The sequence below is a fragment of the Devosia indica genome, from assembly GCF_003056405.1.
GTDB classification, from domain to species: domain Bacteria; phylum Pseudomonadota; class Alphaproteobacteria; order Rhizobiales; family Devosiaceae; genus Devosia; species Devosia indica.
The window spans coordinates 108,241-133,871 of sequence record NZ_PYVZ01000009.1 but is presented as its reverse complement, the minus strand read 5'-3'; the positions used below and the strand labels follow the sequence as shown (position 1 = coordinate 133,871).

Sequence of the window (25,631 nt, the reverse complement as noted above, 5' to 3'; positions counted from 1 at the left end):
TCCGCCATTCGAGCCCAGTTCTCATGGCCTTCTCAGCTAAAATCCTTCCACAGGAAGGATTTTGCGGCCTTGCCGCCGCCTCGAAGTCAGTGATCCTCTTGGGCGTCGGCGATGCCCAGATGCCAATAACCAGCGGCCTTGACCCATTCGGGATTGAAGCCGCGTTCCTCGATCAGGTGCGCCTTGACCGCCCGGGCCATGTTCACTTCGCCCGCGATATAGGCATAGGCCTCACCAGGCGGGAAGCCGGCAGCGGCAATGGCGTCCCGCACCAGGCTGGTGGTGCCGGCGGGCGCCCCGTTGCGGTGCACATAGAGCAGGGTGATGTCGGCTTCGGTTTCGAAGTGCTGTTCCTCGGCCTTGCTCTCAACCTCGATCACGGCAACGACTGGTATGCCGGCTGGCAATTCCTCGATGCGGCGGCCGATGGCGGGCAGGGCGGTTTCGTCGCCGGCCAGCAAATACCAATCGAAGGCCAGCGGCACTACCTGGCTGCCCCTTGGCCCGCCGATCACCAGCGTGTCGCCGATCTGCGTAGAAGCGGCCCAGCCAGAAGCCGGGCCATCGCCATGCAGCACGAAATCGAGATCGATCCAGCCCTCATCCACGCTCCAATAGCGCGGCGTGTAGTCGCGCATCTCGCGCCTGGTGCCGGGCGGGAACTGGGCACCATTGGGGCCGACCGGCGGCAGTTCGCTCGGCGTGCCCTCGGGGAAAAAGAAGGCCTTGATGTGGTCGGCATGGCCGGGCGAGACGAAGCCGGTCATGTCCCCTTCCAGCCGGATGCGGCGCATCAGTGGCGTGATGTCGGTGATCCCGGTGACGGTCAGCAGGCGCAGCCGGGTGTCGTGGCGGATGCGCTGGATGACGCGGGCATTGGCGGCAGTCTCGAGCATGAGTTATCCTGATATTGTTAATCAGGAATTAGCGGAGAGATTCTGTCGTGACAAGCTTGACGTAAGCGTCAATGCGCCTATCTCTGCGGCATCTTGCAATGGAGATGACAATGAAGCGCGCGGTCTATGCTCGGTTCGGCCAGCCCGAAACGGTTCTTTCAACACAAGAGGCTGCGCGTCCGGAACCGGGACCAGGCGAAGTCCTGGTGCGCATGGTGCTCTCGCCTATCCACAATCACGACCTGATGACCATTGCCGGTCAATATGGCTTCAAGCCCGCGCTTCCTGCGGTCCCGGGAAAGGAGGCCGTCGGCGTTGTCGAGACCCTGGGCGAGGGGGTGGAAAACCTGCAAGTCGGGCAGCGCGTTGCTGGTGGCGCCCAGAACACCTGGGCCGAATATTACCTGGCCGATGCGCGCCGCCTGGTTCCGGTGCCCGAGAGTGTCGACGATGCCACGGCCTGCCAGCTCGTAGCCATGCCGCTCAGCGCCAAGATGCTGCTCGACACGCTGGGTGTCGAGCCCGGGCAGTGGATTGCCCTGAACGCCGCCAATGGCGCCGTGGGCAAGCTGGTGGCGCAGTATGGCGCGGCCCTTGGTATCAATGTTCTGGGTCTGGTGCGGCGGGCGGAGGCCGTCAAAGAGCTGGCAGCACTGGGCTTTGACAGCGTGGTGGCGACCGAAGGCGAGGGCTGGCAGGACAAGGTGCGGGCGATCACCGGCGGTGCGCCTGTCGTGCGGGGAATTGAGTCCTTGGGCGGCAAGGGGGCAACCCAGTTGCTGAGCATCCTTGGCGATGGGGCCGAATTGATCAGCTTTGGCGCGATGACGGCCCAACCGCTGCAGATTTCGGCGGCAGACCTGCTGTTCCGCGGCATCACGGTCAAAGGCTTCTGGGGCGCCAATCCACCGGTCAAGCCGGAGCGGGTCGGCCAATTGCTCGGCGAACTGATCGCCGATGCTGCAAGCGGAAAGCTCAAGATGCCGGTCGAGAAGACCTTTTCAATCGATGCTGTCGCGGCGGCGGTGGCGGCCAGCGGCGAGCCGGGCCGCAAAGGCAAGATTGCCATTCAAGGCTAGCTGCTGCCTGGCGGCGCTGCATTGGCAGTGCACAGGGCTGACAGCAGGCAAGGGGTTTGCCTATATGGGCAGACCCCTTTTTCCTGCAAGGCGGCAGCATGCACCCCCTGATCGCCCGATTCATTGCCCGGCACGAACCCCGCAAGGATTGGCGGGTGCACGCCAAATCGGCCACTGCCACCGCGGCGGCGGTGACGCTGATCGGCTATCTCTCGGCGGTCACCGGTCTGCCCTTGCTGCTGGCGCCGCTGGGGCCAACGGCGCTGGTGATCTTTGGGCAACCTGAATCGCCAAATGCGCAGCCGATCAACATCTTCGCGGGCTATTTCATTGGTACGGTCGCGGCGGTGCTGGCCATGTCGGTGGTGCCCGAGCCGTTCTGGCTGGCCACGCTCTGCGTGGGGCTGGTGATGCTGGTCATGCTGGCGTTGCGCGTCACCCATCCCCCGGCAGCGGCCGTGCCGCTCCTGACCTATACCGGCCGTGTGGACGCGGTGACCTTGTTTGTCGTGCTGTTCCTGGCCTGCCTGCTGCTGGTGGTGATGGGCACCCTATTGCATCGCCTGCCGCCGCAAAGGCGGCGCTACCCGCTGCCGCTGGCCGAGGAAGTCGAGAAGGATTGAGGAGCCATGCCCTGGTGACAGGGTCTGGCAGCACGGCACACTAAAGTGCATGGCACCAGTTAAACGACCAGGGAGGGAGCGGCGTGTCCATCATCAGCCACATCACATTGGGAACCAATGACAAGGCCCGTTCGGCCGCCTTCTACGATGCTGTGCTCGGCGTGCTGGGGTTCGAGCGCCTTGCCAAGCCGCCGGAAAAGCCGCTGGCCTATGAGAAGAACGGGCAGATGCCCACGATCTATCTCTACACCCCGGAAGACGGGCGGCCTGCGACCTGGGGCAATGGCACCCATGTGGCGCTGATCGCCGAGAGCGCTGCGCAGGTGGAGCAGTTTCACGCGCTGGCTCTTCAACATGGTGGCAGCGACGAAGGCGCGCCGGGCCCGCGCCCGCATTACGGACCAAACTACTTCGCGGCCTATGTGCGAGACCCCGACGGCAACAAGCTGCAGGCAGTCTGCTACGCCTGAGCTTGGACGACGAGTCCGAGCAGACGGTCCTGTTCCTGCCGCAGCGCAAAGAGCCGCGTTGAGGTGTCCGGAAGGGCATTGGCGCTGGTGATGAGTTCGCCCTTTTTCACTGGCGCGGTCACCTTGCCGCCCTCGAGCAGGCCCACCGGCAGGGCGCCGGCCGCGCGGGCGTCGGTGACAGTCATGGCAAAGGAGCGGTAGCAGGTCTCGCCAATCGCATCGAGCGCCTCGCCGGGTTTGAGATCGCGCTTGGCGACGGCGCAGACTTCAGCCACCGGACGGGGCAGCGGCACCATGTCCGGCTTGCCGGTCAGCATGATGCGGGCGCAGGTCAGCGGCACTTCGAGGCTCGTCAGGTGATAAGGGCGGAAAAAACCGTAATAGGGCCCGTGGCCAATATGCAGATCATCCATGCGCTCGATGATGCGCGGGTGCGTGGCCTTGACGATGACGAAGACCCCCGGCGCCACACCCTTGCCGATGGTGAAATCGACCACCCCCGAGGAATTGAGAATGCCGCCATCTTCCCTGGGGATCAGCACCTTTGCCATATCGTCGCGATTGGTGGCGGGGCCGTGCATGCCGGGAATATCGGGCATCAGTCCGGTGGCATTGGCAATGGCCGTCATTTCGACGGCGGTCTTGGAGCCATCGACGAACTCCACCAGCATGCGCGGGTTCATGTTCCGGCGGGTGGCCTCCTCGCGATAATCATCGGGCACGGCGTCATGCTTCAATGGATTGTTCTTGCCCTTGCCGGCCGCAACGATATCCAGGCCGAGGGCGGAGACAAACTCGATCAACTCCATGCACGAGCTTGGCTCATCCCCGGCGCCCACCGAATAGACCACGCCGAGCTTGTCGGCCTGGGCCTTGAGATAAGGCCCGATGGTGACGTCGGCCTCGACATTCATCATCACCAGATGCTTGCCGTGTTCCATGGCCATCAGGTCATAATCTGCAGCGACGCCCGGCTTGCCGGTGGCATCGATGACGACATCGATATTGGGGGTAGTGACCAGCGTTTCGGCCGAGGTGATGGCAATCTTGCCGGCCTCAATGGCTGCGGTGGCGGCGCTGGGCGTGTCGCAGACCTTGCCCATCGTGTCCTCGCCATAGGCGATGGTCATGGCAGCGAGTGCGGTTTGGGGCCGGCGGGTGGCGATGGCCGCCATTTCGATGCCGGTCATCAGGCTCATCTGGGTGACCAGATCGGTGCCCATTTCGCCCGAGCCGATCACGCCGACACGGATGGTCCTGCCCTCAGCAGCGCGCTGGGCGAGGTCACGGGCAAGGCCGGTCAGGGCGATCTTTGAAGGCATGAGGCGGTCCAGTTCTGGTATCGCGCCTGCGATAACCCTGTGTGGGGGCGGGGGCAAGGATTGAGTTGGGGGTAGGAGGTGCGGCTGATCCTGCCAACCGCCATTCGAGCGTAGCTCTCATGGCCTTCTTGGCTCAAACGGCTCCACCGGAGCCGTTTGTCCTACGGATCGCCAGCGAAGTCTTCGGGCCTATGAGCCTCCAACCGCGCCACTGGCGCGTTTGGCCGCGATGCGGACGGGTCATAGTTAGCAATTCTTAAACCGTTGGGGCTGAATATGCCGCTTGGAGAAGACTCCCGGGGGCACCTTTACGAAATGGCCAAGCAAAACCTGCAGACGGTCGCCTTGCCTGAAATCATCGACCTTGATTCGATCGATGGCATTCGCGACCAGTTGATCGACGCCCTGGAGGAGGGACCGGTTGCGGTCCAGGCCGGTGCCGTCGAGCGGGTGTCGACCAATGCGCTGCTGCTGCTGATCAGCGCCGCCGAGACCGCCCGGAGACACCATTTCGAGTTTTCTATTGAAGCGCCGAGCGCGGCCATGGGCGCCGCGATCGAACGGCTGGGCCTGAGTGCCCGGTTTTCAGGGATGATGAAACAATGACGTTGCGTGTACTCACGGTCGACGATTCGCGGACCATTCTGGCCATGCTGCACCACACGCTGAGCAATGCCGGCTTTGAGGTGCTGCAGGCCGAGGATGGCAAGCAGGGCCTGGATGTGCTCAGGAGCCAAGATGTGGATGTGGTGATTACCGACATCAACATGCCGGTGATGGACGGGATCGAGTTCATCAAGAACGTCCGGGCCACCGGGCAGCACAATTCGCTCCCCATCCTGATCCTGACCACCGAGACCAGCCAGGACAAGCGCGACCAGGGCAAGGCCGCCGGCGGCACCGGCTGGATCGTCAAGCCGTTCGATCCGGAAAAGCTGATCTCGGTCATCAATCGCGTCGTGCACTAAACCAAGAACCAGTACGGACCCAGAAGGGTTGGAAGCGTAAGAATGAGTGATCTCGACGACTTCAAGGCCACCTATTTTGACGAATGTTCCGAGCTCCTGACCGAGCTTGAAGAACAGTTCGCCGTCATTGAAGAGGGCGAGCGGGGGGCGGACCGGCTCAATGCGGTGTTCCGGGCCATTCATTCGATCAAGGGCGGCGCCGGGGCCTTCGGCTTTACCGCGCTGGTGGGCTTTGCCCATGCCTATGAAACGCTGCTTGATTATGTCCGGGACGGCCGCATCGAGTTGACCGATGATGTGGTCGTGCTGTGCATCCGCGCCAATGACATCGTTGCCGATCATGTCAATGCCGCCCAAACGGGCGAGGCGTTGCCGGCCGATTACGGTGCCGAGGAAAAAGCCCGCTTCGACGCGTTGGCGCGCGGCGAAACGGCTTCGGACAGCGTTGAGGAGGACGAGCTGGACGGGGAAATGGTCGAGGAGTTCGATCTTGATTTCACCCCCGTCATGGTCAATCTCGATGCCCCCAAACCAACCGGGGAAGCGCCGGTCGAAGATGTGTTCGACGACGCCCCGATGATGGCTGCCGAGGGGCAGTGGGAAATCCGTTTCACCCCGCACCGTGCGCTCTATGCCCGGGCCAATGATCCATTGCTGCTGTTCCGCGAGCTGGCGGCCCTGGGCAAAATGAACGTGCGCGCCATTTTGAGCGATGTGCCGCCGCTGTCTGATTTCGAGCCCTTTGGCGTCTACTGCACCTGGGAAATCACCCTTGTGGCCCCAGGTCTGGGCGAGGACGCCATTCGCGAAGTGTTCGAATTTGTCGAGGGTGATTGCGACATCATCATTGCCCAGGCCGGCACCGTGCCCGGGCTTGTGTCTGATGAATCCGAGATGGCGGCCGACGTTTCGGCCGAGGCGGCGACGGACGAACCGGATCTGTCGAGCCTGCTGGCCCTGACCGAGGAAGAGGTGGCGGCTCCGGTCGAACCTGTCGTGCCGCCGGCCGCGTTTGCGCCCGAGCCGCCTGCCGCCGAGATTGGTCCGCAGGACAGTTTTGATGAAGCTCCGGCCGACCTGAGCTTTGCCGCACTCGCTGCCGAAATTGCGCCTGCGCCTGCGCCGGCGCCCAAGGTGGACAAGCCTGCTCCTGTCGCCGCTTCGGCGCCGGTTGCCAAACCGGCTGTGCCGACGGGTGGTGGCGAGAGCGAGGAAGGCACTGGCCGCTCGGTTGGCGTGCAGTCGATCCGTGTCGATCTCGACAAGGTGGACCGCGTCGTCAACATGGTGGGCGAGCTGGTCATCACCCAGTCCATGCTGACCCAGCAGATGGATGAGACGCTGCGCGCCCGCTATACCGAACTGGTGCGCGGGCTCGAAGTGCTGGCCCAGACCACGCGCGGACTGCAGGATTCGGTGATGGCGATCCGCGCCCAGCCGGTCAAGTCCGTATTCAGCCGCATGCCGCGCCTGGCGCGCGAGCTGGCCACCAAGACGGGCAAGAAGATCAAGCTCGAGACCATTGGCGAGAACACCGAGATCGACAAGACGGTGATCGAGCAATTGTCCGATCCGCTGACGCACATGATCCGCAATTCGGCCGACCACGGCATTGAGAGCCCGGAAAAGCGGCTGGCCGCAGGCAAGCCGGAATCGGGCACTATTCGCCTTTCCGCCGAGCAGGCGGGCGGCAATATCCTGATTATCGTCGAGGATGACGGGGCCGGCATCAACCGCGAGCGCGTCCTGGGGCTCGCCCGGGACAAGGGGATTGTGGCCCCCGATATCACGCCGACCGACGAGCAGATCGACCAGCTCATCTTTGCCCCCGGCTTCTCCACGGCCGAGGCCGTGAGCGATATTTCCGGCCGTGGCGTGGGCATGGACGTGGTGCTCTCCAATATCAAGAAGATCGGCGGCTCGGTGCATGTCCGGAGCTGGCCCGGCCGGGGCACGCGCATGACCTTGCGCCTGCCGCTGACGCTGGCCGTGCTCGATGTCATGCTGGTCAAGGTCGGTGGCGGCCCCTATGTGGTGCCGCTGTCCTCGATCGTTGAGACCATGCAGTGCAGCCGCGCTGCCTTCGAGCGGGTGCCATCGGGCGGCCGGGTGCTGCAGGTGCGGGGCGAATATGTGCAGGTCATCGACCTGGCACAGCGCTTCGAGCTCTCCAGCCAGCAGAACCCGGACGACCAGTTCGTGGTGCTCTGCGAGGCCGAGGGCAATCAGAAAGTGGCGCTGGTGGTGGACGACATTATCGGCCAGCAGCAAGTGGTGATCAAATCGCTCGAGGAGAATTTCGAGAGCGTCGACGGCATCGCCGGCGGCACCATTCTGGGCGATGGCAATGTGGCGCTGATCGTGGATGTGCAGGGGCTCAGAACCTCGCCGATCCACCAGAATGCCGCCTAGCCAAGAAAAGGCGCATGGCGCCGTTAAGGAATTGGCGTCGATTGACGCGTTAGGATCAAGCCAAGTGCCCAGGACGGGCGGAAGAAGAGGCGAGAAAAGATGGAAGCGCTGAGCCTTCGCGACGATATGAGCGACAAGACGGCCGTTGCCGGTCAGAACACCCTGCAATTGATCGCTTTTTCGATCGGCGAGCAGACTTATGGCGTAGAGATCACCACGGTGCGCGAAATCCGCGCCTGGAACGGGGCCACCCCGCTGCCCAATACCCGCGAATTCGTGCGGGGCGTGATCAATCTGCGCGGCACCATCGTGCCGATCTTTGATCTGCGGGCTCGCTTCGGCGACGGCCAGACCTCGCCCACCAAGAACCATGTCGTGGTGGTGATGAGCGTGGGCGACAAATGGGTCGGCATCCTGGTCGACGCGGTCTCCGACATCCTGACCGTCAATCGCGACGACATTCACAATGTGCCCGAGGGCAATTCCATCGATACCGAGCTGCTCAACGGCATCGTCACCCATGACAGCCGAATGGTCGGCCTGATCGACCTGCACGCAGTGGTGTCCGGGGCGAAGATGGACGGCTAGGCCGGGCCAGCAAGCCTGAGACTTTTCGAAGGGCGCCGCGCGGCGCCCTTCTTCGTTGTTAGTGGCAGGCCAGTGCTAATCGACTTTCTTGCGATAGACCTGCACCACATTGCCCTTGGGCGTCACGTCGCAACGGATCAGCTCCAGCCGTGTCGTGGGATCGCCGGGCTCGAACAGGTGTCGGCCCTCGCCCGCCACCACCGGATGGGTGATGAGCGAAAGCTCGTCCATCAGCCCGGCAAACAGCAATTGCCGCACCAGCGAAATGCCGCCCATGGCAGCAATCTCACCGCCCGGCTGGGATTTGAGCTGGCGCACGAAATCGACCAGATCACCCTCGATCAGGCTGGAATTGGACCAGTTCGCCATGTCGCCGGACGTCAGCGTGCTGGACGCTACATGTTTGGGCACGCCATTGATGAACTGAGCAAAATCGATGTCCTGTTCGGCCTTGGGCCAATAGCCCGCCCATTCCGACCAGCCGGTCCGGCCCATGAGCACGGTATCGACGCGGTCCTGTACCCCGGTCAGCATCTGCCCCAGCTGGTCGTCAAAGCTGTCGAACTGGAACTTGAACGGGTCCTGCACCACCCCATCGACGGAATGAAAAAGCCCGGCTGTCACTTTACGCATCTGCTTATTTCCTCTGGTTTCGGACGGCACATTACCGCCCGTTTCGCTGAGGCGACGAGGGAGGGGCGATGGGTTCGACAATTTTTTCGGCTACCGGTAGGTGTGTGGAAATCGAGCTAAAGAACAGCAACGCTTGGGTCGATTTGCGGATCACAATTTGCCGCCGATCCCGCGAGGAAGGCGAGGACCTTCATTCAATCCAGCCCATCAGACCTATCATTGTAAAAACCGGTGGCACCGGAGCCTCGGACAGATCTGAGATCTTCTTCCACTTGGATGAAACCTCATTCGGATCAAGCAAACCGACCTCAAACGCGTTGGTTATGATCCCGCCAGAAATTTCATCCTTGAATCCAGATATCCGGGAGATGGGATACTGGCCGTAGTAGAGCTCTTGCTTTACGTGCAGCCCAACGTCCAGATCGACTGAAACCATGGTGCCATAACCGTTGTCTATGCGCACATTAGGCTCGGCAAATATGGGCACTCGATCATGTTCGCCGGGTTCCACTGACCATTCGCCTTTGTTCCAGCGGCGTATGGCGGTTTCATAACAAGTCCCCAACTTTCTCCCGTCCGCTGATTCAACAACCAACTGATCAAAAAAGCCGTCTCGAATTACAAATGGCAACGGACTAGACATCGATACGCCGAAGGAAATTGCTGCACTTCGGAAGTCGCAGATTGCCGGCATAGTTACACGCGCCTGCCACTTGTGGGGATCAGTATCCACTGGACTATATAGGTCGATTTGCAGCTTCTGAGCCCGAGCTTTCGCAGACTTGGAGAACCCACGAGGGCAGACTAGAACACCTTTCTGACCACCAACGTCATCAACAAGTCCCCAAAACTCCTCGACACCCTTAACGTCAACGGGTGCCTTATAGTCCTTGCAGTCGATAACTATCAAAATCTCGTACTGCCCTACGGAATTTTTCATCAGCACGTCGATTTGCCGATCGCGCCCGCTGTGTCGGCCCGGTAGCTTCACGTTGTGCAGAACTTCGGCGTCAGGAGCCAACTGTTGCTGGATGCGGGCGACAAGCTTCTCCAACTTCGCGAAGTCGGCTTCCGTAAGTTCATTTTCTTTGTCGGTCATCACGGATGCTCTACCCTAAACTCGCTCTAGATACCTGCCATCTTAATCGAAAGCCCGGGGCGCGCGCCCCGGGCCTTCATCATTTCAGTCCAGACGAGGTCTGGTCACCCCAGATGCGCCAGCACGGCCAGCAGCAGCAGGGCCACGATATTGGTGATCTTGATCATCGGGTTGACGGCGGGGCCCGCCGTGTCCTTGTAGGGGTCGCCGACGGTGTCGCCGGTGACCGAGGCTTTGTGGGCGTCGGACCCCTTCTGGTGGGTCACGCCATGGCTGTCGGTGAAGCCGTCCTCGAAGCTCTTCTTGGCATTGTCCCAGGCACCACCGCCGGCCGTCATCGAGATGGCGACAAACAGGCCGGTGACGATCACGCCCATGAGCATGGCGCCCACGGCTGAGAAGCCTGCGGCGGGGCCGGCAATCCACATGATGACAAAGAAGACGACAATGGGGCTGAGCACCGGCAGCAGGCTCGGGACGATCATTTCCTTGATCGCTGCCTTGGTGAGCATGTCGACAGCCCGGCCATAATCGGGCTTGTCGGTGCCCGCCATGATGCCCGGCTTCTCCTTGAACTGGCGGCGCACTTCCACCACCACGGACTGGGCCGCGCGGCCCACCGCCGTCATCGACATGCCGCCGAACAGGAAGGGCAGCAGGCCACCGAACAACAGACCCACCACGACATAGGGGTCGGCCAGAGAGAAGCTGAGATTGCCCATGCCCTGGAAGATGGCCGGGGCATCTTCGAGCCCGGCAAAGTAGATCAGGTCCTGGGTGTAGGCGGCGAACAGCACGAGGGCCCCAAGACCCGCCGAGCCGATGGCATAGCCCTTGGTGACGGCCTTGGTGGTGTTGCCCACCGCATCGAGCGCGTCGGTGTTCTGCCGCACTTCCTTGTCGAGACCGGCCATTTCGGCAATGCCACCGGCATTGTCCGTGACCGGACCGAAAGCATCGAGCGCGACGATAATGCCAGCAAGCGCCAGCATGGTTGCTACTGCCACTGCAATGCCGAACAGGCCTGCCAGCGAATAGGTGACGATGATGCCGGCAATGATGGTCAGCGCCGGCAGGGCGGTGGATTCCAGCGACACGGCCAGACCCTGGATGACATTGGTGCCGTGACCAGTGACCGACGCCTCGGCGATGGAATTGACCGGGCGGCGATTGGTGCCGGTGTAGTATTCGGTGATGACGATGATCAGCCCGGTAATGACCAGGCCCACCACGCCGCACCAGAACAGGCTCCAGGGGGTGAATGTCTTGCTGGTGGTCTCGATGGAAACATTCATGTCGCCGAACATCAGCCAGAGCACCGGCAGCAGCGCCACCAGCGAGAGCACGCCCGTGGCGATGACGCCCTTGTAGAGCGCACCCATGATGTTGTTGTCGGAGCCGAGCTTGACGAAATAGGTGCCGATGATCGAGGTGACGACGCAGGCCCCGCCAATGGCCAGCGGCAGCACCATGCCGATCAGGCGGAACTGCTCGGGCAGGATGATCGCGGCCAGCACCATGGTGGCAACGATGGTGACCACATAGGTTTCGAAGAGATCGGCGGCCATGCCGGCGCAGTCCCCGACATTGTCGCCCACATTGTCGGCGATGGTGGCGGGGTTGCGCGGGTCATCTTCGGGAATGCCCGCCTCGACCTTGCCCACCATGTCGCCACCGACGTCCGCACCCTTGGTGAAGATGCCACCGCCCAGACGGGCGAAGATGGAGATCAGCGATGCGCCGAAGCCCAGGGCCACCAGTGCATCGATCACAGTGCGGCTGGTCGGCTCGAATCCCATGCCGGTCAGCACCATGAAATAGAGCGTGACGCCGAGAAGGCCGAGCCCTGCCACCAGCATGCCGGTGACCGCACCGGACTTGAAGGCCAGGTCAAGCCCCTTGGCCAGCGAGCCGACGGCGGCCTGGGCGACGCGCACATTGGCCCGGACGGACACATTCATGCCGATGAAACCGGCCGCGCCCGAAAGCACCGCACCGATCAGAAAGCCGATGGCGGCATAAATGCCGAGAAGGAAATAGGCGGCAATCAGGATGACCACGCCGACAATGGCGATGGTGGTATATTGGCGCTTGAGATAGGCCGATGCGCCTTCACGCACGGCCGCCGAGATTTCCTGCATGCGCGCCGACCCTGCATCGGCCTTGAGCAGGCCTTGAGTGGTCACCACGCCATAGACGATAGACAGGCCACCGCACACAACGATCAGCCAAAGTGCCAGATCCATAAGAAGTCCCTCGAAATGTTCTCCTCCGAGGGCCCGCGCTGGCACCGGCCGGGTCTTTTGCCCGGTCCAATCCCCGCCCTCCATCGGGCCCCCTCTGAAAGGGGAGCTTAGCGGGAATAATTCGTTAAGCAATGGGAGTTGCGATGTTTTGTCGCAAGCCCTAAGCGGGCAGTGCACTCGCCCGTGCTGCAAGCGCGTCGGCAGAGCCGGATACGGACAGTGTCTTGAGCCGGCCGGTGTCGCCGCTGACCAGCGCAATCGAGGATTTGGGCACGCCCAGCGCCTTGGCGATCAGGGCGATGACGGCGGCATTGGCGCGGCCCTTGTCGGGCACGGCTGCAACGCGGACGCGCAGGACCACGGAACCGTCATCGCGCGTCTGGCTGCCGTCGATGATGTCACGCCCGGCATTGGGCGTGACACGGAGGAACAGCAGAAGGCCGCTATCCGTCTGCCGGGCAAAGCCGGGCAATGCGCCCAAGTCAGGCTAGATGCCGGCGCGGATGACCGCGGGATAGATGTAGTAGCCGATGATCGACTGGATGAAGAAGATCAGCAGGAAGGCGATCAGCGGCGACAGGTCGAGGCCCGAGAAATTGGGCATGAAGCGCCGGATGGGCTTGAGCACCGGATCAGTAAGCTGGTTGAGCACCTGCCAGACCGTGGCCACGAACTGATTGCGCGTGTTGATGACGTTGAACGAGATCAGCCAGCTCATGATGATCATGATGAGCAGCACCCACCAATAGAGCTGCAGCAGGATCAGGATGATGTCGAGCACGGCGCGCATGGGCGTCTCCGGTAAGGCGTTGGCAAACGCGGCAGAAAAACGGTCCGATTTATCTAGTGGCTGCTGGCGCCGGGGGCAAGGGCGGGCCGCTCGAAGCATTGGGGCATCGCATCAAAAACGCGATGCGATGCCCCGAATGACTTTGGGTCCGGTACGCAGAACTCTTCTATCCGGACCCGCACACAAGTGCACAAAGCGTGCCAGTTCTCGGGGCCCGGAAAACCGGGATGGAAGATTAAACGATTGTAAATATTCGCATTTTGCGGCGATCCAGCCCATTGCATATTGCAAGCGCCTTGCAAAACGCGACTTATTCGGCGGGCCTGGCCGGCTTCCAGGTGACGACCCGGAAGAGATAGATCAGCACCACGGCGGCCAGCACCAGATAGCTCAGCGGGTCGAGCACCACTTCGATCATTTCGTAGTGCTCGTGCAGGATATAGCCTGCCAGCGTAAGAAAGGTGTTCCAGATCAATGCGCCCGTGGTAGAGGCCAGGAGGAACAGCGGCAGCGGCATGGCGGCAAGGCCCGCCGGGATCGAGATCAGCGTGCGGATGATCGGCATCAGGCGGCCGAACAGCACGATGATCGGCCCGAAGCGGCGGAAGAAACCCACGGCGGTGTCGATTTCCTCGGCATTCATGGTCAGGAGCCGGCCATAGCGGTCGGCCAGCCATTTGACGCGGTCAAGACCGAACAGCCGCCCGGCAAAATACCAGGGCAGCATGCCCACCACGGCCCCGAAGGTCGCGGTCGCCAACACGCCGAACAGGTTGAGCTGGCCGCTGGCCGCCGCAAAACCGGCAAAGGGGATGATGAGTTCGGACGGAATGGGCGGAAAGATCGATTCGGCCAGCATGACCAGGAAAATCCCGACATAACCGAGTTCGGTAATGGTCTGGATGATCCAGTCAGTCATGCTTCCCCGCTAGGTGCTCGATGTCACCCCGGCGACAGCCGGGGCCCATCTTGAGGTCTACACACCCATCCTGAACGTGGCGTTATCTCAGGATGGATCCCGGCTTTCGCCGGGATGACAGCCGAGTGTGTGTGGAAATCAGGCTGACTTGGCGGCCCGGCTCATGCGCTTGCGATCATTGGGGTCGAGCCAGATCTTGCGCAGGCGGATCGACTTGGGCGTCACCTCGACATATTCGTCTTCGGCAATATAGCCCAGGCTCTGTTCCAGCGTCAGCTTCTTGGGCGTGGTCAGGCGCACCGCCTCGTCCTTGGACTGGGTACGGATATTGGTGAGCTGCTTGCCCTTGAGCGCGTTGACCTCGAGATCGTTCTCGCGGTTATGCTCGCCAATGATCATGCCTTCATAGATGTCGACGCCGGCGTCGATCAGCATCGAGCCGCGGTCTTCCAGGTTCCACAGCGCATAGGCGACCGACTGGCCGGTGCCGTTGGAAATCAGCACACCGGTGCGGCGGCCCGGCAGGTCGCCCTTGAAGGGCACGAAGGAGTGGAACAGGCGGTTGAAGATGGCGGTGCCGCGGGTGTCCGAGAGCAGTTCGGGCTGGTAGCCGATCAGCGAGCGGGTGGGAACCAAAAGCTGGATGCGGGTGCGGCCAACGCCCGAGGGGCGCATATCGGTCAATTCGCCCTTGCGCTCGGTAAGCTTCTGGACGACGGCGCCGGTGAACTCGTCATCGACGTCGATGATGACTTCCTCGACCGGCTCCATGCGCTGGCCATTTTCTTCCTTGAACAGCACCTTGGGGCGACCAATGGTGAGCTCGAAGCCTTCGCGGCGCATGTTTTCGATCAGGACGGCGAGCTGGAGTTCGCCGCGGCCGGCAACGTCATAACTGTCATTGTCGTCACCCGGGGTCACCTTGATGGCGACATTGCCTTCAGCCTCGCGCATCAGGCGCTCGCGGATCACGCGGGACTGCACCTTGTCGCCTTCGCGACCGGCCAGCGGGCCGTCATTGATGCGGAAGGTCACCGACAGCGTCGGGGGATCGATCGGCTTGGCAGCGATCGGCGTGGTCACCGAGGTGGCGCACAGCGTGTCGGCCACGGTCGAGGTGACCAGGCCTGCAATGGCGACGATGTCGCCGGCTTCGCCGACATCCACCGGGGTGCGCTCAAGGCCACGGAACGCCAGAACCTTGGAGACGCGGCCTTTTTCGACTTCCTTGCCCTCGCGATTGAGGGTGTGGATCGGGTCATTGGCCTTGACCGAGCCCGAGGTGATGCGGCCGGTCAGGATGCGGCCCAGGAACGGGTTGCGCTCAATGGTGGTCACCAGCATGCGGAAGGCACCTTCCTCCACCTGCGGCTCGGGCACATGCTCGACGACCTTGTCGAGGAGCGGCGCCAGGGTTTCCTTGGGGCCGGCAGGATCCTCGGCCATCCAGCCCTGCTTGGCCGAACCATAGAGCACGGGGAAATCGAGCTGCTCGGGCGTGGCGTCGAGTGCGATGAACAGGTCGAAGATTTCTTCGAGCACTTCGAGGTGCCGCTCATCGGACTTGTCGATCTTGTTGATCGCAACGATCGGGCGGAGACCCTGGGCCAGGGCCTTGCCGAGCACGAACTTGGTCTGCGGCATGGGGCCCTCGGCAGCGTCCACCAAGATCACCACGCCATCCACCATGGACAAAATACGTTCCACCTCACCGCCGAAATCGGCGTGGCCGGGGGTGTCCACAATATTGATGCGGGTGTCTTTCCAGGTCAGCGAGGTGACTTTGGCCAGAATGGTGATGCCGCGCTCGCGCTCGATATCATTGCTGTCCATGGCGCGTTCTTCGACGCGTTCGTTTTCGCGGAACGAGCCGGACTGCTTGAGCAGCACGTCGATCAGCGTGGTCTTGCCATGGTCAACGTGAGCGATGATGGCGATATTGCGCAGGGACATATGTGGGTCAGGCCTCTTTGGCATGATCCCAATACCTTGGGCCGCGAAAGGGGCGGCAACAAACGGCTGAACCATGCAGGAATAAACACGGCACCCGGCCCGGAGGGAACCCGGTTTGGGCGCATTCGGCGCTGCCTTACAGGAGAACGGTGTTCTCCACAAGCGCAGGAGATGCAGGGCGGGGTTGCGCGTCAACGACCAGACGCGCTGTTTTGCCCCCACCCCGCCCCAGAGGAGAGAGGTGAAGGCAGGGTCAGCCGGCCCGGTTTAGTTCAGCGATCGCGGCAGGTCCTCCGCTTGCCAGAGCCCAAGGCCAAAGCCATCGGGGTCCAGAAAGTCGGCGCTCCAGCCGCCCGGCGCCTCGGAAACCGGGGTGACGATATTGACACCCTGCCGGGCCAGTTCGGCGACGACATCATCGATACCGCCTTCATCGAGATCAAAGACGATGGCGGGGGTGTCGCCACGCTTGCCCTCCATCTGGAAGAAGATCAGGCCCGGCCCGTTCTCAATCTGCGCCTGCAGCCAAAACGGCTCGGCGCCCTCCTGCCGCTTGAGCTGCAAGCCAAGCGTCTGGTTGTAGAAGGTCTCGGTGCGGACAATGTCGCTGACATAAAAGACGATGCTGACATTTTTCGGCTTCAGTTTCATTGCGCTGTCTCCTTGCGCGTAAGCGGCTTGTCGAGTGGTTGGTAAAGACCCATCGGATGCCCGTCCGGATCGAGAAAGGCCGCCCCCTTGCCATCGGGTGCATCGCCGACCGGCGAAACAATGGTGGCGCCGTAATCGGCCAGGGCGGCCACGACATCGGCGATGCCGCCCTCTGCCAGGGTGAAGGTCACGAGCGGGCTGCTGCCCGGTTGTGGCTGGCCTGGCATGACACTGATGCTGAAATCGGCGCTGAGCCGGGCAAACAGGAAGGGGCCTGCGCCCGCGTCGCGTCGCTCGAAAGCGATGCCCAGTACATCCGCATAGAAGCGGGCGCTGCGCTCAAGATCGCTGGCGTGGTAGACGAGGCAGGCCTCGGATGGTTTGAACAGCATATTGGCATCCTCTGGTTTGCGGCCGCATTTGTGCTGCCGTTACCTGCCTATTGCCGCGGCGCGCCGTTTTGTGAGCGGCGCACCACAAATAAATGTCCGTCCGGGTCGTGGCTGGCGAAACTGCCGCCATGACGGAGCAGTGCCGGCAGCAGCACATCCCGAATGCGCCCATAGGCCAGGTCCAGATGCAGCCCGCTCAATTCGTGCGGGGCGGCCAGCCCCCTGGCCACCAGATGGCGCTTGAGCGCGCTGATCCGCTGCCGCAGCGCGGTGTCTGGCAGGTTGAGCAAATAGGCGATCTCGCGCCGGTTGTGCCCGGTCAGCACCAAAGCAGCGATGACCCGGAGCGCCTTGGGCAAGCCAGCCAGCACTTCGGCGGGCGCCCCCTCTTCGGTGGCGGCTTCGCTGCGTCCGGCCTGCCACAGTCCATCGCGGTGGCGCTGCCGCCGCGCCGTCCGCGCGCTCATGCGGGCCTTGTTGCGCACAACCCCGCTCAGCCAGCGCAGATTGGCCTGATCGTCGAGATCGGCCCGGCCCTGCTCAATAGCCACGAGCAAGGCATCCTGCACCACATCCTCGGCCAGCACCGCGCCGGCTTCCCGACGGGCAATGGCGATCAGCTTGGAAAAATTCTGCATTGGCATGCTGCGGAGAGTGCCAGCCGGCCCCGGCTGCGACAAGCGTGGTCTACGAGGCCTTGCGGCTGGCCAGTGTCTTGGCGGCTTCTGAATGCAGCAGATTGGCCAGGGCCGCCGGCTGCAGGGGTGGGGAGAACAGGAAGCCCTGCACCTCCGAGGCGCCATGCTCGCGGACCATGGCCAATTGCTCCTCGGTCTCCACCCCTTCGGCAGTGGTCGACATGCCCAGCGATTGTCCCAACCCGATAACCGCCTTGATAATGGCCTGGCTGTCGGCGCGGGTGGTCAGATCGGCCATGAAGCTGCGGTCGATCTTGATCTTGTCGAAGGGGAAGCTGCGCAGATAGCTGAGCGAGGAATAGCCGGTGCCGAAGTCATCCATTGAGATGCGCACGCCCATGCCGCGCAGCGCATGCAGGGCGACAATGGTGCTTTCATTCTCGGTCAGCAGCAGGCTCTCGGTGATCTCGAGTTCCAGCCGGGTGGGTTCAAGATCGGCGGCCTCGAGAGCTGACTTGACCTGTCCGACCAGGTCCTTGTGGCGGAACTGCACCGGCGAGAGATTGACCGCCACCCGCACGTCGCCCGGCCAGGTGGCCGCCGCCTTGCAGGCCTCGTGCAGCACCCATTCCCCAATCGGCACGATGAGGCCGGTTTCCTCCGCCACGGGGACGAATTCCACCGGCGAAATGGTGCGATCGTCGTGGTCCCAGCGCAGCAGCGCCTCAACACAGGTGACACGGTTTTCTGCCAGCCCCAGGAGCGGCTGGAACATCAGGCGCAATTCTTCGCGCTGCATGGCCATGCGCAGGCCAGCCTCGATGGACCGGCGCTGCTGAAGCTCGGCATCCATACCGGTTTCAAAGAAATGATAGGTCGAGCGCCCTTCGGACTTGGCCTTGTAGAGCGCCAGATCGGCGTTCTTGACCAGTTGATCGGTGCTGGTGCCATCGCCCGGCCCCACGGCAATGCCCACCGAGGCGCCGATCTCGATCTGCTGGCCGCCGATATTCATCGGGGCGCGCATGGCCTTGACGATCCGGTCGGCGACCTTTGCCGCCAGGTCGCTGCCCTCGATAGGTCGAAGCAGCAGGGCGAATTCATCGCCACCCAGCCGCGCAAGCAGGTCGGTTTCCCGCGTCGTGCCCCAGAGGCGCACAGCCGCCTGCTTGATCACCTCGTCGCCCACCGCATGGCCCAGCGTGTCGTTGACCGCCTTGAAGTGATCGAGGTCGATATAGAGCACGGCCGCCTTTTCGCCGCGATTAAGCCCGGCTTCCACCCGCGCCATCTGTTCGAGAAACTCGATGCGGTTGGGCAGGTCGGTCAGGGCGTCATGCCGCGCCAGATGCTGGATGCGGGCTTCGGCCTGGCGCTGCTCGGTAATGTCCTCATGGGTGGACACCCAGCCGCCATCCTTCATCGGATGGTGCTGCATCAGAATGGTGCGGCCATTGAGTTCATGAATATTCTTGCCGTATTCGCGCCGGGCGATCACGTCGCGGCGCCAGGCGACATAGTCTTCCTTGGTGCCGCCGGTGGACATGCCCTCGTCAAACAAATGCGCAAGGATATCCTCAAGCTGGCTGCCGGGCTTCAGCAACTGGATCGGCAGATTGTAGATGCGCGCATAGGGCTCGTTGCAGATCACCAGCCGCCCGCGCGCATCCATCATGCACAGGCCAATCGAGATATTGTTGACCGCTGCATCGAGACGGATGTTCTGCCGCTCCAGTTCCAGCTTGCGCTTCTGCTGGCTTTCGGAGCGGGCAATTTCGTCCGTGATGTCTTCATGGGTCACAACCCAGCCCAGCTTTTCCGAATAGACGTGGGCGGTTTCGATGATGCGGCCGCCATGCACCATTTCCTGTGCCTTGTGGCGGGCGCCGCTGCGATTGGCCAGCAATTCACTGGTATAATGTTCGTAGAACGCCTCGGGAGCCTGGCCGGGGTGATTGCCCAGGCGCGCGGAGAGATGCACCACGTCTTCAAGTGTCATGCCGCGGTGAATGGCATCCTTGGAGAAGCCGTAAAAGTCGCGATAGTGCTTGTTCCACATGACGAGGCGGAACTGCGGCGACCACACACAAAAGCCATAAGGAATGCTTTCCAGTGCTGCATCGAGCAGCAGTGTCTCAGCCACATCCCCTATGTTGTCGGCGTCATCCGAGCGCATCGAACCCCCCAGTCCAAAAGCCAATCCGCGACGCTGGCGAAAAACTAATCAGCGTCGCTTAACGGGGGATTAAATAGGCATGCTCGAATGAAAATTGCCGAACTGGCGGGTACTGTTTGAACGCTCATCTACCGGGCATCGCGATCAGCGCCTGACCCACCAGCGCCGCACCCGCAGCCGCAGTCAAATGCCCCATGTCGAGGCGAAGATCATAGTGTCGCCCCTCATGCATCGCCTGCCAGCGATGGAGCGGTGGTGGCACGTCCGGGCCCGAAACGTGGCGGCCATCGGTATCGAGCCGCCGCCGCGCCATAATGGTGGCAAGATCGCATTCAACGCCAACCAGCAGGACCGGCAGGCCGGCAAGACATTGCTGCATCACCACGAATGGGTCGAAGGGCGCCGCGTAATCGGCATGCATGCCCAGATCGGCCACCACATCGAAGCCCTGACCGGCCAGCGCCGCAAGCATGGCAAAGTAACTGGCGTAGAGCCGCTGAACCGCCGCTTCGAGATCGGGCCGCTCGCCGCCGGGGCGGAGGCCGATACCGGGCACCAGGGCCGGCGGGAGTGTGCCGTTGAAGGCGTCCACGCCCCAATTGATCCAGTGTCCCTCGGTATCGGCCTGAATGGCCCGCGCCAAGGTGGATTTACCGGATCGCGGGGCGCCGTTGAGGATGACGATGCGACCAGGCATGACTGTCTCCAGCTAGAGATGGGGCGGACCGCAGCCCGCCCCGTGGCCTTTAGCCTCGTGCCTTGGCGTTGCGGGCGGCCCAGGTCTTCAGGCGCAGTCCGTTGAGGCGAATGAAGCCTTCGGCATCCTTGTGGTCATAGGCCACCGCGCCTTCCTCGAAGGTCACGAGGTCTTCCGAATAAAGCGAATAGGGCGAGGTCCGCGCCACCACATTGGCAGAGCCCTTGAAAAGCTTGATGGTCACTTCGCCGGAAACAAATTCCTGGCTCTTGTCAATCAGGGCCTGCAGCATTTCGCGCTCGGGCGAGAACCAGAAGCCATTATAGATCAGCTCGGCATATTTGGGCATGATCTCGTCCTTGAGATGGGCCGCGCCGCGATCGAGCGTGATCGATTCAATGCCGCGATGGGCGTGCCATAGCACGGTGCCGCCCGGGGTCTCGTAGATGCCGCGCGACTTCATACCGACAAAGCGGTTCTCAACCAGGTCAAGACGCCCCACGCCATGCTTGCCGCCCAGTTCGTTGAGCTTTTCGAGCAGGCTCGCGGGGCTCAGCTTGATGCCATTGACCGAGACCGCATCGCCTTTTTCAAAGCCGATCTTGACATATTCGGGCGCGTCGGGCGCCTTTTCGGGGTCGACCGTACGCTGGAACACATATTCGGGCGCTTCCACGCCGGGATCTTCCAGCACGCGGCCTTCAGAGGACGTGTGCAGCAGGTTCGCGTCAACCGAGAAGGGCGCTTCGCCGCGCTTGTCCTTGGCAATGGGGATCTGGTTGGCTTCGGCATATTCGAGCAGCTTGGTGCGGCTGCGCAGGTCCCACTCGCGCCACGGGGCGATGACCTTGATGGATGGGTCGAGCGCATTGGCGGTCAATTCGAACCGCACCTGGTCATTACCCTTGCCGGTAGCACCATGGGAAATGGCGTCGGCTCCAGTTTCCTGGGCGATCTCGACGAGGCGTTTGGAAATCAGCGGCCGGGCAATCGAGGTGCCGAGCAGATAGAGCCCCTCATACATCGCGTTGGCGCGGAACATGGGAAACACGAAGTCGGAGACGAATTCCTCGCGCAGATCCTCTATGCGGATATCCTTGATGCCGAACATCTCGGCCTTCTTGCGCGCCGGCTCCAGCTCCTCGCCCTGGCCCAGATCGGCGGTGAAGGTGACCACCTCGCAATTATAGGTTTCCTGCAGCCATTTCAGAATGATGGAGGTGTCCAGGCCCCCCGAATAGGCCAGCACGACCTTCTTGATGTCATTTGCCATGATGTGTTCCCCAAGGATCTGATGGTGACAGGATACGCTCGAAATCGCGCAATGAACTTGCGATCATCGCAGCATTGGCGCAGTTTGTGGCATATCATGCCAACATTGGATATCTCTAGGGCTGAAAATGCCAGAAACGCTTGATGCCATCGACCGCCGGATTTTGCGAGCATTGCAGCGCAATGGCCGCATGTCCAATGTCGAACTGGCCAATGCGGTGGGGCTGTCGCCCTCGCCCTGCCTTAGGCGGGTCAAGCTGCTCGAGGAAAAAGGCGTCATCGATCAGTATGTGGCGGTGCTCAATGGACCGAAACTGGGTCTGGGGCTGACCGTCTTTGCCCGCATCTGGTTCAAGACCCAGCATGCCGAGACCACAAATTTGTTTGCCGAGACGGTGCGCAACTATCCCGAAGTGGTCGAATGCTATCTCACCACCGGGGAGTGCGATGCGCTGCTGCGCATCGTGACCACCGATCTCCACGCCTATTGGCGGTTCCAGTCCGATCATCTGATGCGCATTCCATCGGTCCAGTCCGTCAAGACCGATGTGCCAATGGAAACCATCAAGGCCGGCCGCGAATTGCCCGTTTAGCCGCCCTGTTCACGGCCACGCTTTAGTGCGATTGTCCGGCCAAAACAGACCGAGCCCGCCATGCCCGCTTTCATTCCCGACCTGCCCGTCATCCTCGCCTTTGCCCTGGCCGCCTTCGTGCTGGCCGTCACGCCCGGGCCCGATATGGCGCTGTTTGTCTCGCGCACCATGAACTGGGGCCGCAGCCACGGCTATGCCACGGTGCTGGGCGCCATTACCGGCATTGGCGTGCACACCATGCTGGTGGCTTTCGGCATTTCCGTTTTGATCGTGACGGCGCCGGCTGCCTTCTGGATGCTGAAAATTGTCGGTGCGCTTTACCTCGTCTGGCTGGCCATTCAGGCCATTCGCGATGGTGGTGGTATTCTGGTGGTCAAGCAGGGCGGCAAGCAGCCAAGCTGGCGCCAGTCCTACCTCACGGGCCTGGGGATCAATCTGACCAATCCCAAGGTGGCGCTGTTCTTCGTGACTTTCCTGCCCCAATTCGTTTCGGCGGCAGACCCTGATGCGGCCGGCAAGCTGATCTTTCTGGGTGTCGAATTCGTCATCGTCTCGCTGCCCATTGTTGTCGCCATCGTGCTGTTTGCCGAATGGCTGACCCGCACGCTCAAGGAAAACGCCTGGGTGGGCAAGGCGCTCAACTGGAGCTTTGCCGCCGTCTTCATGGCCTTTGCCGCGACCATTCTTCTGGCCGAAGGGCGCAAGTGACGTGAACTACAGGCACGCCTTCCATGCCGGAAATTTCGCCGACGTGGTCAAGCACACCATCCTTTCCCGCATCCTCGCCTATCTCATGCGCAAGGACGCTGCCTTCCGGGTCATCGACACCCATGCCGGGGTGGGAATCTATGACCTTTTTGGCGACAAGGCCGAGCGTACCGGGGAATGGCGCGAAGGCATCGGCCGGGTCATGGCAGCAGAGCTGCCCGGCCCGGTGACCGAACTGCTCGCGCCCTATCTTGACGCGGTGCGCGCGCAGAACCCTCACGGCCATCTGCGCTATTATCCCGGCTCCCCTTTCATCACCCGGCACATGCTGCGCGAGCAAGACCGGCTGATGGCGTTCGAGCTCCATCCCATGGACGCCAATCGCCTCAGGGAAAATTTCGCCGGCGATTTCCAGACCCGCACTACCCAGCTCGATGCCTGGGATATTTTCGGCACCCATTTGCCACCCAAGGAAAAGCGGGGCCTCGTACTGGTCGATCCACCCTTTGAAGAAAAGGGCGAATTTACCCGCATGGTGCAGAGCCTTGAAAAAGCGATCAAGCGCTGGCCGGGCGGCACCTATGCTTTTTGGTATCCGATCAAGGAACCGGACGAGGTCGAGGCCTATGTCAAAGCCCTCAAGAAGTCTGGCATTCCCAAGATCCTGCGGCTCGAGCTGACCATCCGCCCACCTTCTACCCCGCCGCGCCTGCACGGCACCGGCATGGTCGTGGTCAACCCGCCATTCGTACTGGAAGAAGAAATGCGGACGGTTCTGCCCATTCTGGCTGACCTGCTGAGCGATGAAGGGCGCGGGCAGTGGCGTATCGATTGGGTGGCGGGGGAGTAGCGCCTATGCCTTTCGCTTGCGCGTTCTCCGCGTCGGCGCATGGAAAGTCGGTGGTTTGGTTCTCACCCATGCCACGAATTCTACGATTTCCGGGTCGGCCTTGAGGCTGTCGATATCGGCGAGCCTATCGGCCAGTTCCGCCTCTGAAAACCGGGCATGAATGGCGTTGTGGCAGATCTGGTGCAGGCGCACCGTGCCCTTATGCGTGCCGCCCTTGAGGCGCGGCACGAGGTGATGCCGGCTCGATCTGGCCTCAGGCGGAATGGGCCGGTCACATAAAGGGCAAACAAGTGGCTGCCGCTTTGCCGCGGCGTTTTCAGCAGTGGCAATGGCCTGTTCGATCTTGCGGGCCGAGGGCCGCATCACTCTCGCTCGCAGAACTGCAACACATAGCCATCGGGAACCAGCGTCCGCATCACAGCGTCAGCAGAGCGTCCCGGTCTTTCTTTGAAAGCCGTTCGCTCTCGCTCTTCAATTGCCCACACGCCGCAAAGATGTCGCGGCCGCGTGGCGTGCGCACGGGGCTGGCATAGCCGGCCTTGTTGACGATATCGGCAAAGCGCTCGATGCGCGACGAGGGCGAGGTGCCATAGTTCGAACCCGGCCAGGGGTTGAACGGGATCAGGTTGATCTTGGCCGGAATGCCCGCGAGCAGCCGCACCAGTTCGCGCGCCTCGGCATCGCTGTCATTGATGCCGTCGAGCATGACATATTCAAAGGTGATGCGCCGGGCATTGGAGAGGCCCGGATAATTCTTGCACGCTTCAAGCAGTTCTTTGAGCGGCCATTTCTTGTTGATCGGTACCAGCACGTCGCGCAGATCGTCGCGCACGGCATGGAGCGAAATGGCCAGCATGACGTCGATCTCGCGGCCAGTGGGCTCGATATAGGGCACGACGCCCGAGGTCGAAAGCGTGATGCGACGCTTGGAAATGGACATGCCATCACCAGCCGAGGCGATCAGCAGCGCCTGCTTGACGTTCTCGTAATTGTAGAGCGGCTCGCCCATGCCCATCATCACGATATTGGTGATGGCGCGGGTTTCCCCGCCGGGCACCAGGCCCCCGTCATCGGGGCGCGACCCACCCGGAAAATCGCCCAGGCGCTCACGCGCCATCAGGATCTGCCCCAGGATTTCCCCGGCCGTCAGATTGCGCACCAGCTTCTGCGTGCCGGTGTGGCAGAACGAGCAGGTCAGCGTGCAGCCCACCTGCGAGGAGACGCAGAGCGTGCCGCGATCGCTTTCCGGGATATAGACGGTTTCCACCTCGACCGCGGGCAGGTTCGGATTGGCGGGGTCGCGAAAGCGGAACAGCCATTTGCGCGTACCATCGACCGACACCTGCTCGGAGACGATCTCGGGACGATCAAGATTGAACGTGTCGCTGAGCTTCTGGCGCACGGGCTTGGCCACATTGGTCATGCGCTCGAAGTCGGTGACCCCGTTGACATAGAGCCAGTTCCAGAGCTGGCTGGCGCGCATGCGCCCTTCCTTCTCGGCCACCACCTCGTGGCTCACCAGCGCCTCGGCCAGGCCAGCCTTGGAAAGGCCGATCAGCGAGGGGCGCATGGTCGGCGCGGGGCGGACGGCACTGGAATGGTCAATATTCAGCGCAAGGCTCATGGCAGGCACATAGGGCTCGACAAAAATGCGGG

General features: G+C 62.1%; 27 protein-coding genes. 10 read left to right on the top strand and 17 right to left on the bottom strand.

The genetic code is table 11. The annotated features are described in order from the left end of the window. Positions 1–86: 86 nt before the first annotated feature. Positions 87–896 carry a siderophore-interacting protein gene (locus tag DDE76_RS10705; protein ID WP_104892824.1) on the bottom strand — a complete coding sequence of 270 codons (810 nt, stop codon included), beginning with the start codon at positions 894–896 and terminating at the stop codon, positions 87–89. A 110-nt stretch (positions 897–1,006) separates the two neighbouring features. Here DDE76_RS10705 and DDE76_RS10700 point away from each other — a divergent pair, with 110 nt between their 5' ends. The 3 genes from DDE76_RS10700 to DDE76_RS10690 all read left to right on the top strand — a co-directional run bounded on the left by DDE76_RS10700 (position 1,007) and on the right by DDE76_RS10690 (position 3,068). Continuing rightward, complete coding sequence (locus DDE76_RS10700; protein ID WP_104894846.1) at positions 1,007–1,975, top strand: zinc-binding dehydrogenase; 969 nt, start codon at positions 1,007–1,009, stop codon at positions 1,973–1,975. A gap of 98 nt (positions 1,976–2,073) precedes the next feature. Further along, on the top strand, positions 2,074–2,598 hold the full coding sequence (locus tag DDE76_RS10695; protein ID WP_104892825.1) for an HPP family protein: 525 nt from the start codon (positions 2,074–2,076) through the stop codon (positions 2,596–2,598). A gap of 89 nt (positions 2,599–2,687) precedes the next feature. Further along, on the top strand, positions 2,688–3,068 hold the full coding sequence (locus DDE76_RS10690) for a VOC family protein (RefSeq protein ID WP_104894847.1): 381 nt from the start codon (positions 2,688–2,690) through the stop codon (positions 3,066–3,068). Here the strand turns inward: DDE76_RS10690 and DDE76_RS10685 are convergent. Beyond that, positions 3,059–4,390, bottom strand: coding sequence for an NAD(P)H-dependent oxidoreductase (locus tag DDE76_RS10685; RefSeq protein ID WP_104892826.1), 1,332 nt, complete (start codon positions 4,388–4,390; stop codon positions 3,059–3,061). The genes DDE76_RS10690 and DDE76_RS10685 overlap by 10 nt on opposite strands. Positions 4,391–4,705: 315 nt before the next feature. Between DDE76_RS10685 and DDE76_RS10680 the strand changes: the two genes are divergently transcribed. The 4 genes from DDE76_RS10680 to DDE76_RS10665 all read left to right on the top strand — a co-directional run bounded on the left by DDE76_RS10680 (position 4,706) and on the right by DDE76_RS10665 (position 8,358). Then, entirely contained in the window at positions 4,706–4,996 is a 291-nt protein-coding gene (locus tag DDE76_RS10680) for an STAS domain-containing protein (protein WP_157955756.1), read from the top strand. Beyond that, complete coding sequence (locus DDE76_RS10675; RefSeq protein WP_165836720.1) at positions 4,993–5,358, top strand: response regulator; 366 nt, start codon at positions 4,993–4,995, stop codon at positions 5,356–5,358. Before DDE76_RS10680 ends, DDE76_RS10675 begins: the two co-directional genes overlap by 4 nt. A gap of 42 nt (positions 5,359–5,400) precedes the next feature. After that, entirely contained in the window at positions 5,401–7,770 is a 2,370-nt protein-coding gene (locus DDE76_RS10670) for a chemotaxis protein CheA (RefSeq protein ID WP_104892828.1), read from the top strand. 99 nt (positions 7,771–7,869) lie between these two features. After that, entirely contained in the window at positions 7,870–8,358 is a 489-nt protein-coding gene (locus DDE76_RS10665) for a chemotaxis protein CheW (protein WP_104892829.1), read from the top strand. Between the two features lie 75 nt (positions 8,359–8,433). Here DDE76_RS10665 and DDE76_RS10660 read toward each other — a convergent pair whose 3' ends face one another. From DDE76_RS10660 to DDE76_RS10600, 13 genes are all read right to left on the bottom strand, one after another. After that, a complete protein-coding gene (locus DDE76_RS10660) occupies positions 8,434–8,991 on the bottom strand; it encodes a dihydrofolate reductase family protein (protein WP_104892830.1) in 558 nt (185 codons plus the stop codon). 190 nt (positions 8,992–9,181) lie between these two features. Then, the gene (locus DDE76_RS10655) at positions 9,182–10,090 is read right to left on the bottom strand and encodes a restriction endonuclease (protein ID WP_104892831.1); all 909 of its coding nucleotides are present in this window, start codon (positions 10,088–10,090) and stop codon (positions 9,182–9,184) included. Positions 10,091–10,194: 104 nt separating this feature from the next. Continuing rightward, positions 10,195–12,336, bottom strand: a complete 2,142-nt coding sequence (locus tag DDE76_RS10650) for a sodium-translocating pyrophosphatase (RefSeq protein WP_104892832.1) — start codon at positions 12,334–12,336, stop codon at positions 10,195–10,197. Between the two features lie 160 nt (positions 12,337–12,496). After that, positions 12,497–12,817 carry a DUF167 family protein gene (locus DDE76_RS10645; RefSeq protein WP_245891880.1) on the bottom strand — a complete coding sequence of 107 codons (321 nt, stop codon included), beginning with the start codon at positions 12,815–12,817 and terminating at the stop codon, positions 12,497–12,499. A gap of 6 nt (positions 12,818–12,823) precedes the next feature. After that, positions 12,824–13,126 (bottom strand): YggT family protein, encoded by a 303-nt coding sequence (locus DDE76_RS10640; protein ID WP_104892834.1) that lies wholly within the window; start codon positions 13,124–13,126, stop codon positions 12,824–12,826. A gap of 310 nt (positions 13,127–13,436) precedes the next feature. Then, on the bottom strand, positions 13,437–14,045 hold the full coding sequence (locus DDE76_RS10635; protein ID WP_104892835.1) for a DedA family protein: 609 nt from the start codon (positions 14,043–14,045) through the stop codon (positions 13,437–13,439). A gap of 138 nt (positions 14,046–14,183) precedes the next feature. Next, positions 14,184–15,998: a translational GTPase TypA gene (gene typA, locus DDE76_RS10630; RefSeq protein ID WP_104892836.1), complete on the bottom strand. Its 1,815-nt coding sequence runs from the start codon at positions 15,996–15,998 to the stop codon at positions 14,184–14,186. A gap of 267 nt (positions 15,999–16,265) precedes the next feature. Continuing rightward, positions 16,266–16,649: a VOC family protein gene (locus DDE76_RS10625; RefSeq protein ID WP_104892837.1), complete on the bottom strand. Its 384-nt coding sequence runs from the start codon at positions 16,647–16,649 to the stop codon at positions 16,266–16,268. After that, positions 16,646–17,041, bottom strand: a complete 396-nt coding sequence (locus DDE76_RS10620) for a VOC family protein (protein ID WP_104892838.1) — start codon at positions 17,039–17,041, stop codon at positions 16,646–16,648. Before DDE76_RS10620 ends, DDE76_RS10625 begins: the two co-directional genes overlap by 4 nt. Before the next feature lie 47 nt (positions 17,042–17,088). Next, complete coding sequence (locus DDE76_RS10615; protein ID WP_108463689.1) at positions 17,089–17,679, bottom strand: RNA polymerase sigma factor; 591 nt, start codon at positions 17,677–17,679, stop codon at positions 17,089–17,091. Positions 17,680–17,728: 49 nt separating this feature from the next. Beyond that, on the bottom strand, positions 17,729–19,855 hold the full coding sequence (locus DDE76_RS10610; RefSeq protein WP_104892840.1) for a sensor domain-containing protein: 2,127 nt from the start codon (positions 19,853–19,855) through the stop codon (positions 17,729–17,731). A 124-nt stretch (positions 19,856–19,979) separates the two neighbouring features. Next, a complete protein-coding gene (locus DDE76_RS10605) occupies positions 19,980–20,552 on the bottom strand; it encodes a phosphotransferase-like protein (protein ID WP_104892841.1) in 573 nt (190 codons plus the stop codon). 49 nt (positions 20,553–20,601) lie between these two features. Then, positions 20,602–21,825: an argininosuccinate synthase gene (locus tag DDE76_RS10600; protein ID WP_104892842.1), complete on the bottom strand. Its 1,224-nt coding sequence runs from the start codon at positions 21,823–21,825 to the stop codon at positions 20,602–20,604. A 127-nt stretch (positions 21,826–21,952) separates the two neighbouring features. Here DDE76_RS10600 and DDE76_RS10595 point away from each other — a divergent pair, with 127 nt between their 5' ends. From DDE76_RS10595 to DDE76_RS10585, 3 genes are read left to right on the top strand one after another with little or no spacing between them, the layout of a single operon-like run. Further along, positions 21,953–22,417: an Lrp/AsnC family transcriptional regulator gene (locus DDE76_RS10595; RefSeq protein ID WP_104892843.1), complete on the top strand. Its 465-nt coding sequence runs from the start codon at positions 21,953–21,955 to the stop codon at positions 22,415–22,417. Positions 22,418–22,477: 60 nt separating this feature from the next. Further along, the gene (locus DDE76_RS10590; protein WP_104892844.1) at positions 22,478–23,125 is read left to right on the top strand and encodes a LysE family translocator; all 648 of its coding nucleotides are present in this window, start codon (positions 22,478–22,480) and stop codon (positions 23,123–23,125) included. A 1-nt stretch (position 23,126) separates the two neighbouring features. After that, the gene (locus DDE76_RS10585; protein WP_104892845.1) at positions 23,127–23,975 is read left to right on the top strand and encodes a 23S rRNA (adenine(2030)-N(6))-methyltransferase RlmJ; all 849 of its coding nucleotides are present in this window, start codon (positions 23,127–23,129) and stop codon (positions 23,973–23,975) included. 3 nt (positions 23,976–23,978) lie between these two features. On the opposite strand, the gene DDE76_RS10580 is transcribed toward DDE76_RS10585, so the two are convergent. Together DDE76_RS10580 and rlmN are read right to left on the bottom strand one after the other, a co-directional pair. Next, positions 23,979–24,338, bottom strand: coding sequence for an HNH endonuclease family protein (locus DDE76_RS10580; RefSeq protein ID WP_104892846.1), 360 nt, complete (start codon positions 24,336–24,338; stop codon positions 23,979–23,981). A gap of 52 nt (positions 24,339–24,390) precedes the next feature. Further along, positions 24,391–25,599, bottom strand: coding sequence for a dual-specificity RNA methyltransferase RlmN (gene rlmN, locus DDE76_RS10575; protein ID WP_104894849.1), 1,209 nt, complete (start codon positions 25,597–25,599; stop codon positions 24,391–24,393). Between the last annotated feature and the right edge of the window lie 32 nt (positions 25,600–25,631).

Bases quoted from the DNA above. Each gene is read 5' to 3' on its own strand.
- DDE76_RS10625 (WP_104892837.1), bottom strand. From the start codon at position 16,649: ATGAAACTGAAGCCGAAAAATGTCAGCATCGTCTTTTATGTCAGCGAC.
- DDE76_RS10620 (WP_104892838.1), bottom strand. From the start codon at position 17,041: ATGCTGTTCAAACCATCCGAGGCCTGCCTCGTCTACCACGCCAGCGAT.
- DDE76_RS10695 (WP_104892825.1), top strand. From the start codon at position 2,074: ATGCACCCCCTGATCGCCCGATTCATTGCCCGGCACGAACCCCGCAAG.
- DDE76_RS10580 (WP_104892846.1), bottom strand. From the start codon at position 24,338: ATGCGGCCCTCGGCCCGCAAGATCGAACAGGCCATTGCCACTGCTGAA.
- DDE76_RS10635 (WP_104892835.1), bottom strand. From the start codon at position 14,045: ATGACTGACTGGATCATCCAGACCATTACCGAACTCGGTTATGTCGGG.
- DDE76_RS10595 (WP_104892843.1), top strand. From the start codon at position 21,953: ATGCCAGAAACGCTTGATGCCATCGACCGCCGGATTTTGCGAGCATTG.
- DDE76_RS10685 (WP_104892826.1), bottom strand. From the start codon at position 4,390: ATGCCTTCAAAGATCGCCCTGACCGGCCTTGCCCGTGACCTCGCCCAG.
- DDE76_RS10705 (WP_104892824.1), bottom strand. From the start codon at position 896: ATGCTCGAGACTGCCGCCAATGCCCGCGTCATCCAGCGCATCCGCCAC.
- DDE76_RS10615 (WP_108463689.1), bottom strand. From the start codon at position 17,679: ATGCAGAATTTTTCCAAGCTGATCGCCATTGCCCGTCGGGAAGCCGGC.
- DDE76_RS10660 (WP_104892830.1), bottom strand. From the start codon at position 8,991: ATGCGTAAAGTGACAGCCGGGCTTTTTCATTCCGTCGATGGGGTGGTG.
- DDE76_RS10610 (WP_104892840.1), bottom strand. From the start codon at position 19,855: ATGCGCTCGGATGACGCCGACAACATAGGGGATGTGGCTGAGACACTG.
- rlmN (WP_104894849.1), bottom strand. From the start codon at position 25,599: ATGAGCCTTGCGCTGAATATTGACCATTCCAGTGCCGTCCGCCCCGCG.
- DDE76_RS10680 (WP_157955756.1), top strand. From the start codon at position 4,706: ATGGCCAAGCAAAACCTGCAGACGGTCGCCTTGCCTGAAATCATCGAC.
- DDE76_RS10675 (WP_165836720.1), top strand. From the start codon at position 4,993: ATGACGTTGCGTGTACTCACGGTCGACGATTCGCGGACCATTCTGGCC.
- DDE76_RS10665 (WP_104892829.1), top strand. From the start codon at position 7,870: ATGGAAGCGCTGAGCCTTCGCGACGATATGAGCGACAAGACGGCCGTT.
- DDE76_RS10640 (WP_104892834.1), bottom strand. From the start codon at position 13,126: ATGCGCGCCGTGCTCGACATCATCCTGATCCTGCTGCAGCTCTATTGG.
- DDE76_RS10700 (WP_104894846.1), top strand. From the start codon at position 1,007: ATGAAGCGCGCGGTCTATGCTCGGTTCGGCCAGCCCGAAACGGTTCTT.
- DDE76_RS10605 (WP_104892841.1), bottom strand. From the start codon at position 20,552: ATGCCTGGTCGCATCGTCATCCTCAACGGCGCCCCGCGATCCGGTAAA.
- DDE76_RS10655 (WP_104892831.1), bottom strand. From the start codon at position 10,090: ATGACCGACAAAGAAAATGAACTTACGGAAGCCGACTTCGCGAAGTTG.
- DDE76_RS10650 (WP_104892832.1), bottom strand. From the start codon at position 12,336: ATGGATCTGGCACTTTGGCTGATCGTTGTGTGCGGTGGCCTGTCTATC.
- DDE76_RS10670 (WP_104892828.1), top strand. From the start codon at position 5,401: ATGAGTGATCTCGACGACTTCAAGGCCACCTATTTTGACGAATGTTCC.
- DDE76_RS10600 (WP_104892842.1), bottom strand. From the start codon at position 21,825: ATGGCAAATGACATCAAGAAGGTCGTGCTGGCCTATTCGGGGGGCCTG.
- DDE76_RS10590 (WP_104892844.1), top strand. From the start codon at position 22,478: ATGCCCGCTTTCATTCCCGACCTGCCCGTCATCCTCGCCTTTGCCCTG.
- typA (WP_104892836.1), bottom strand. From the start codon at position 15,998: ATGTCCCTGCGCAATATCGCCATCATCGCTCACGTTGACCATGGCAAG.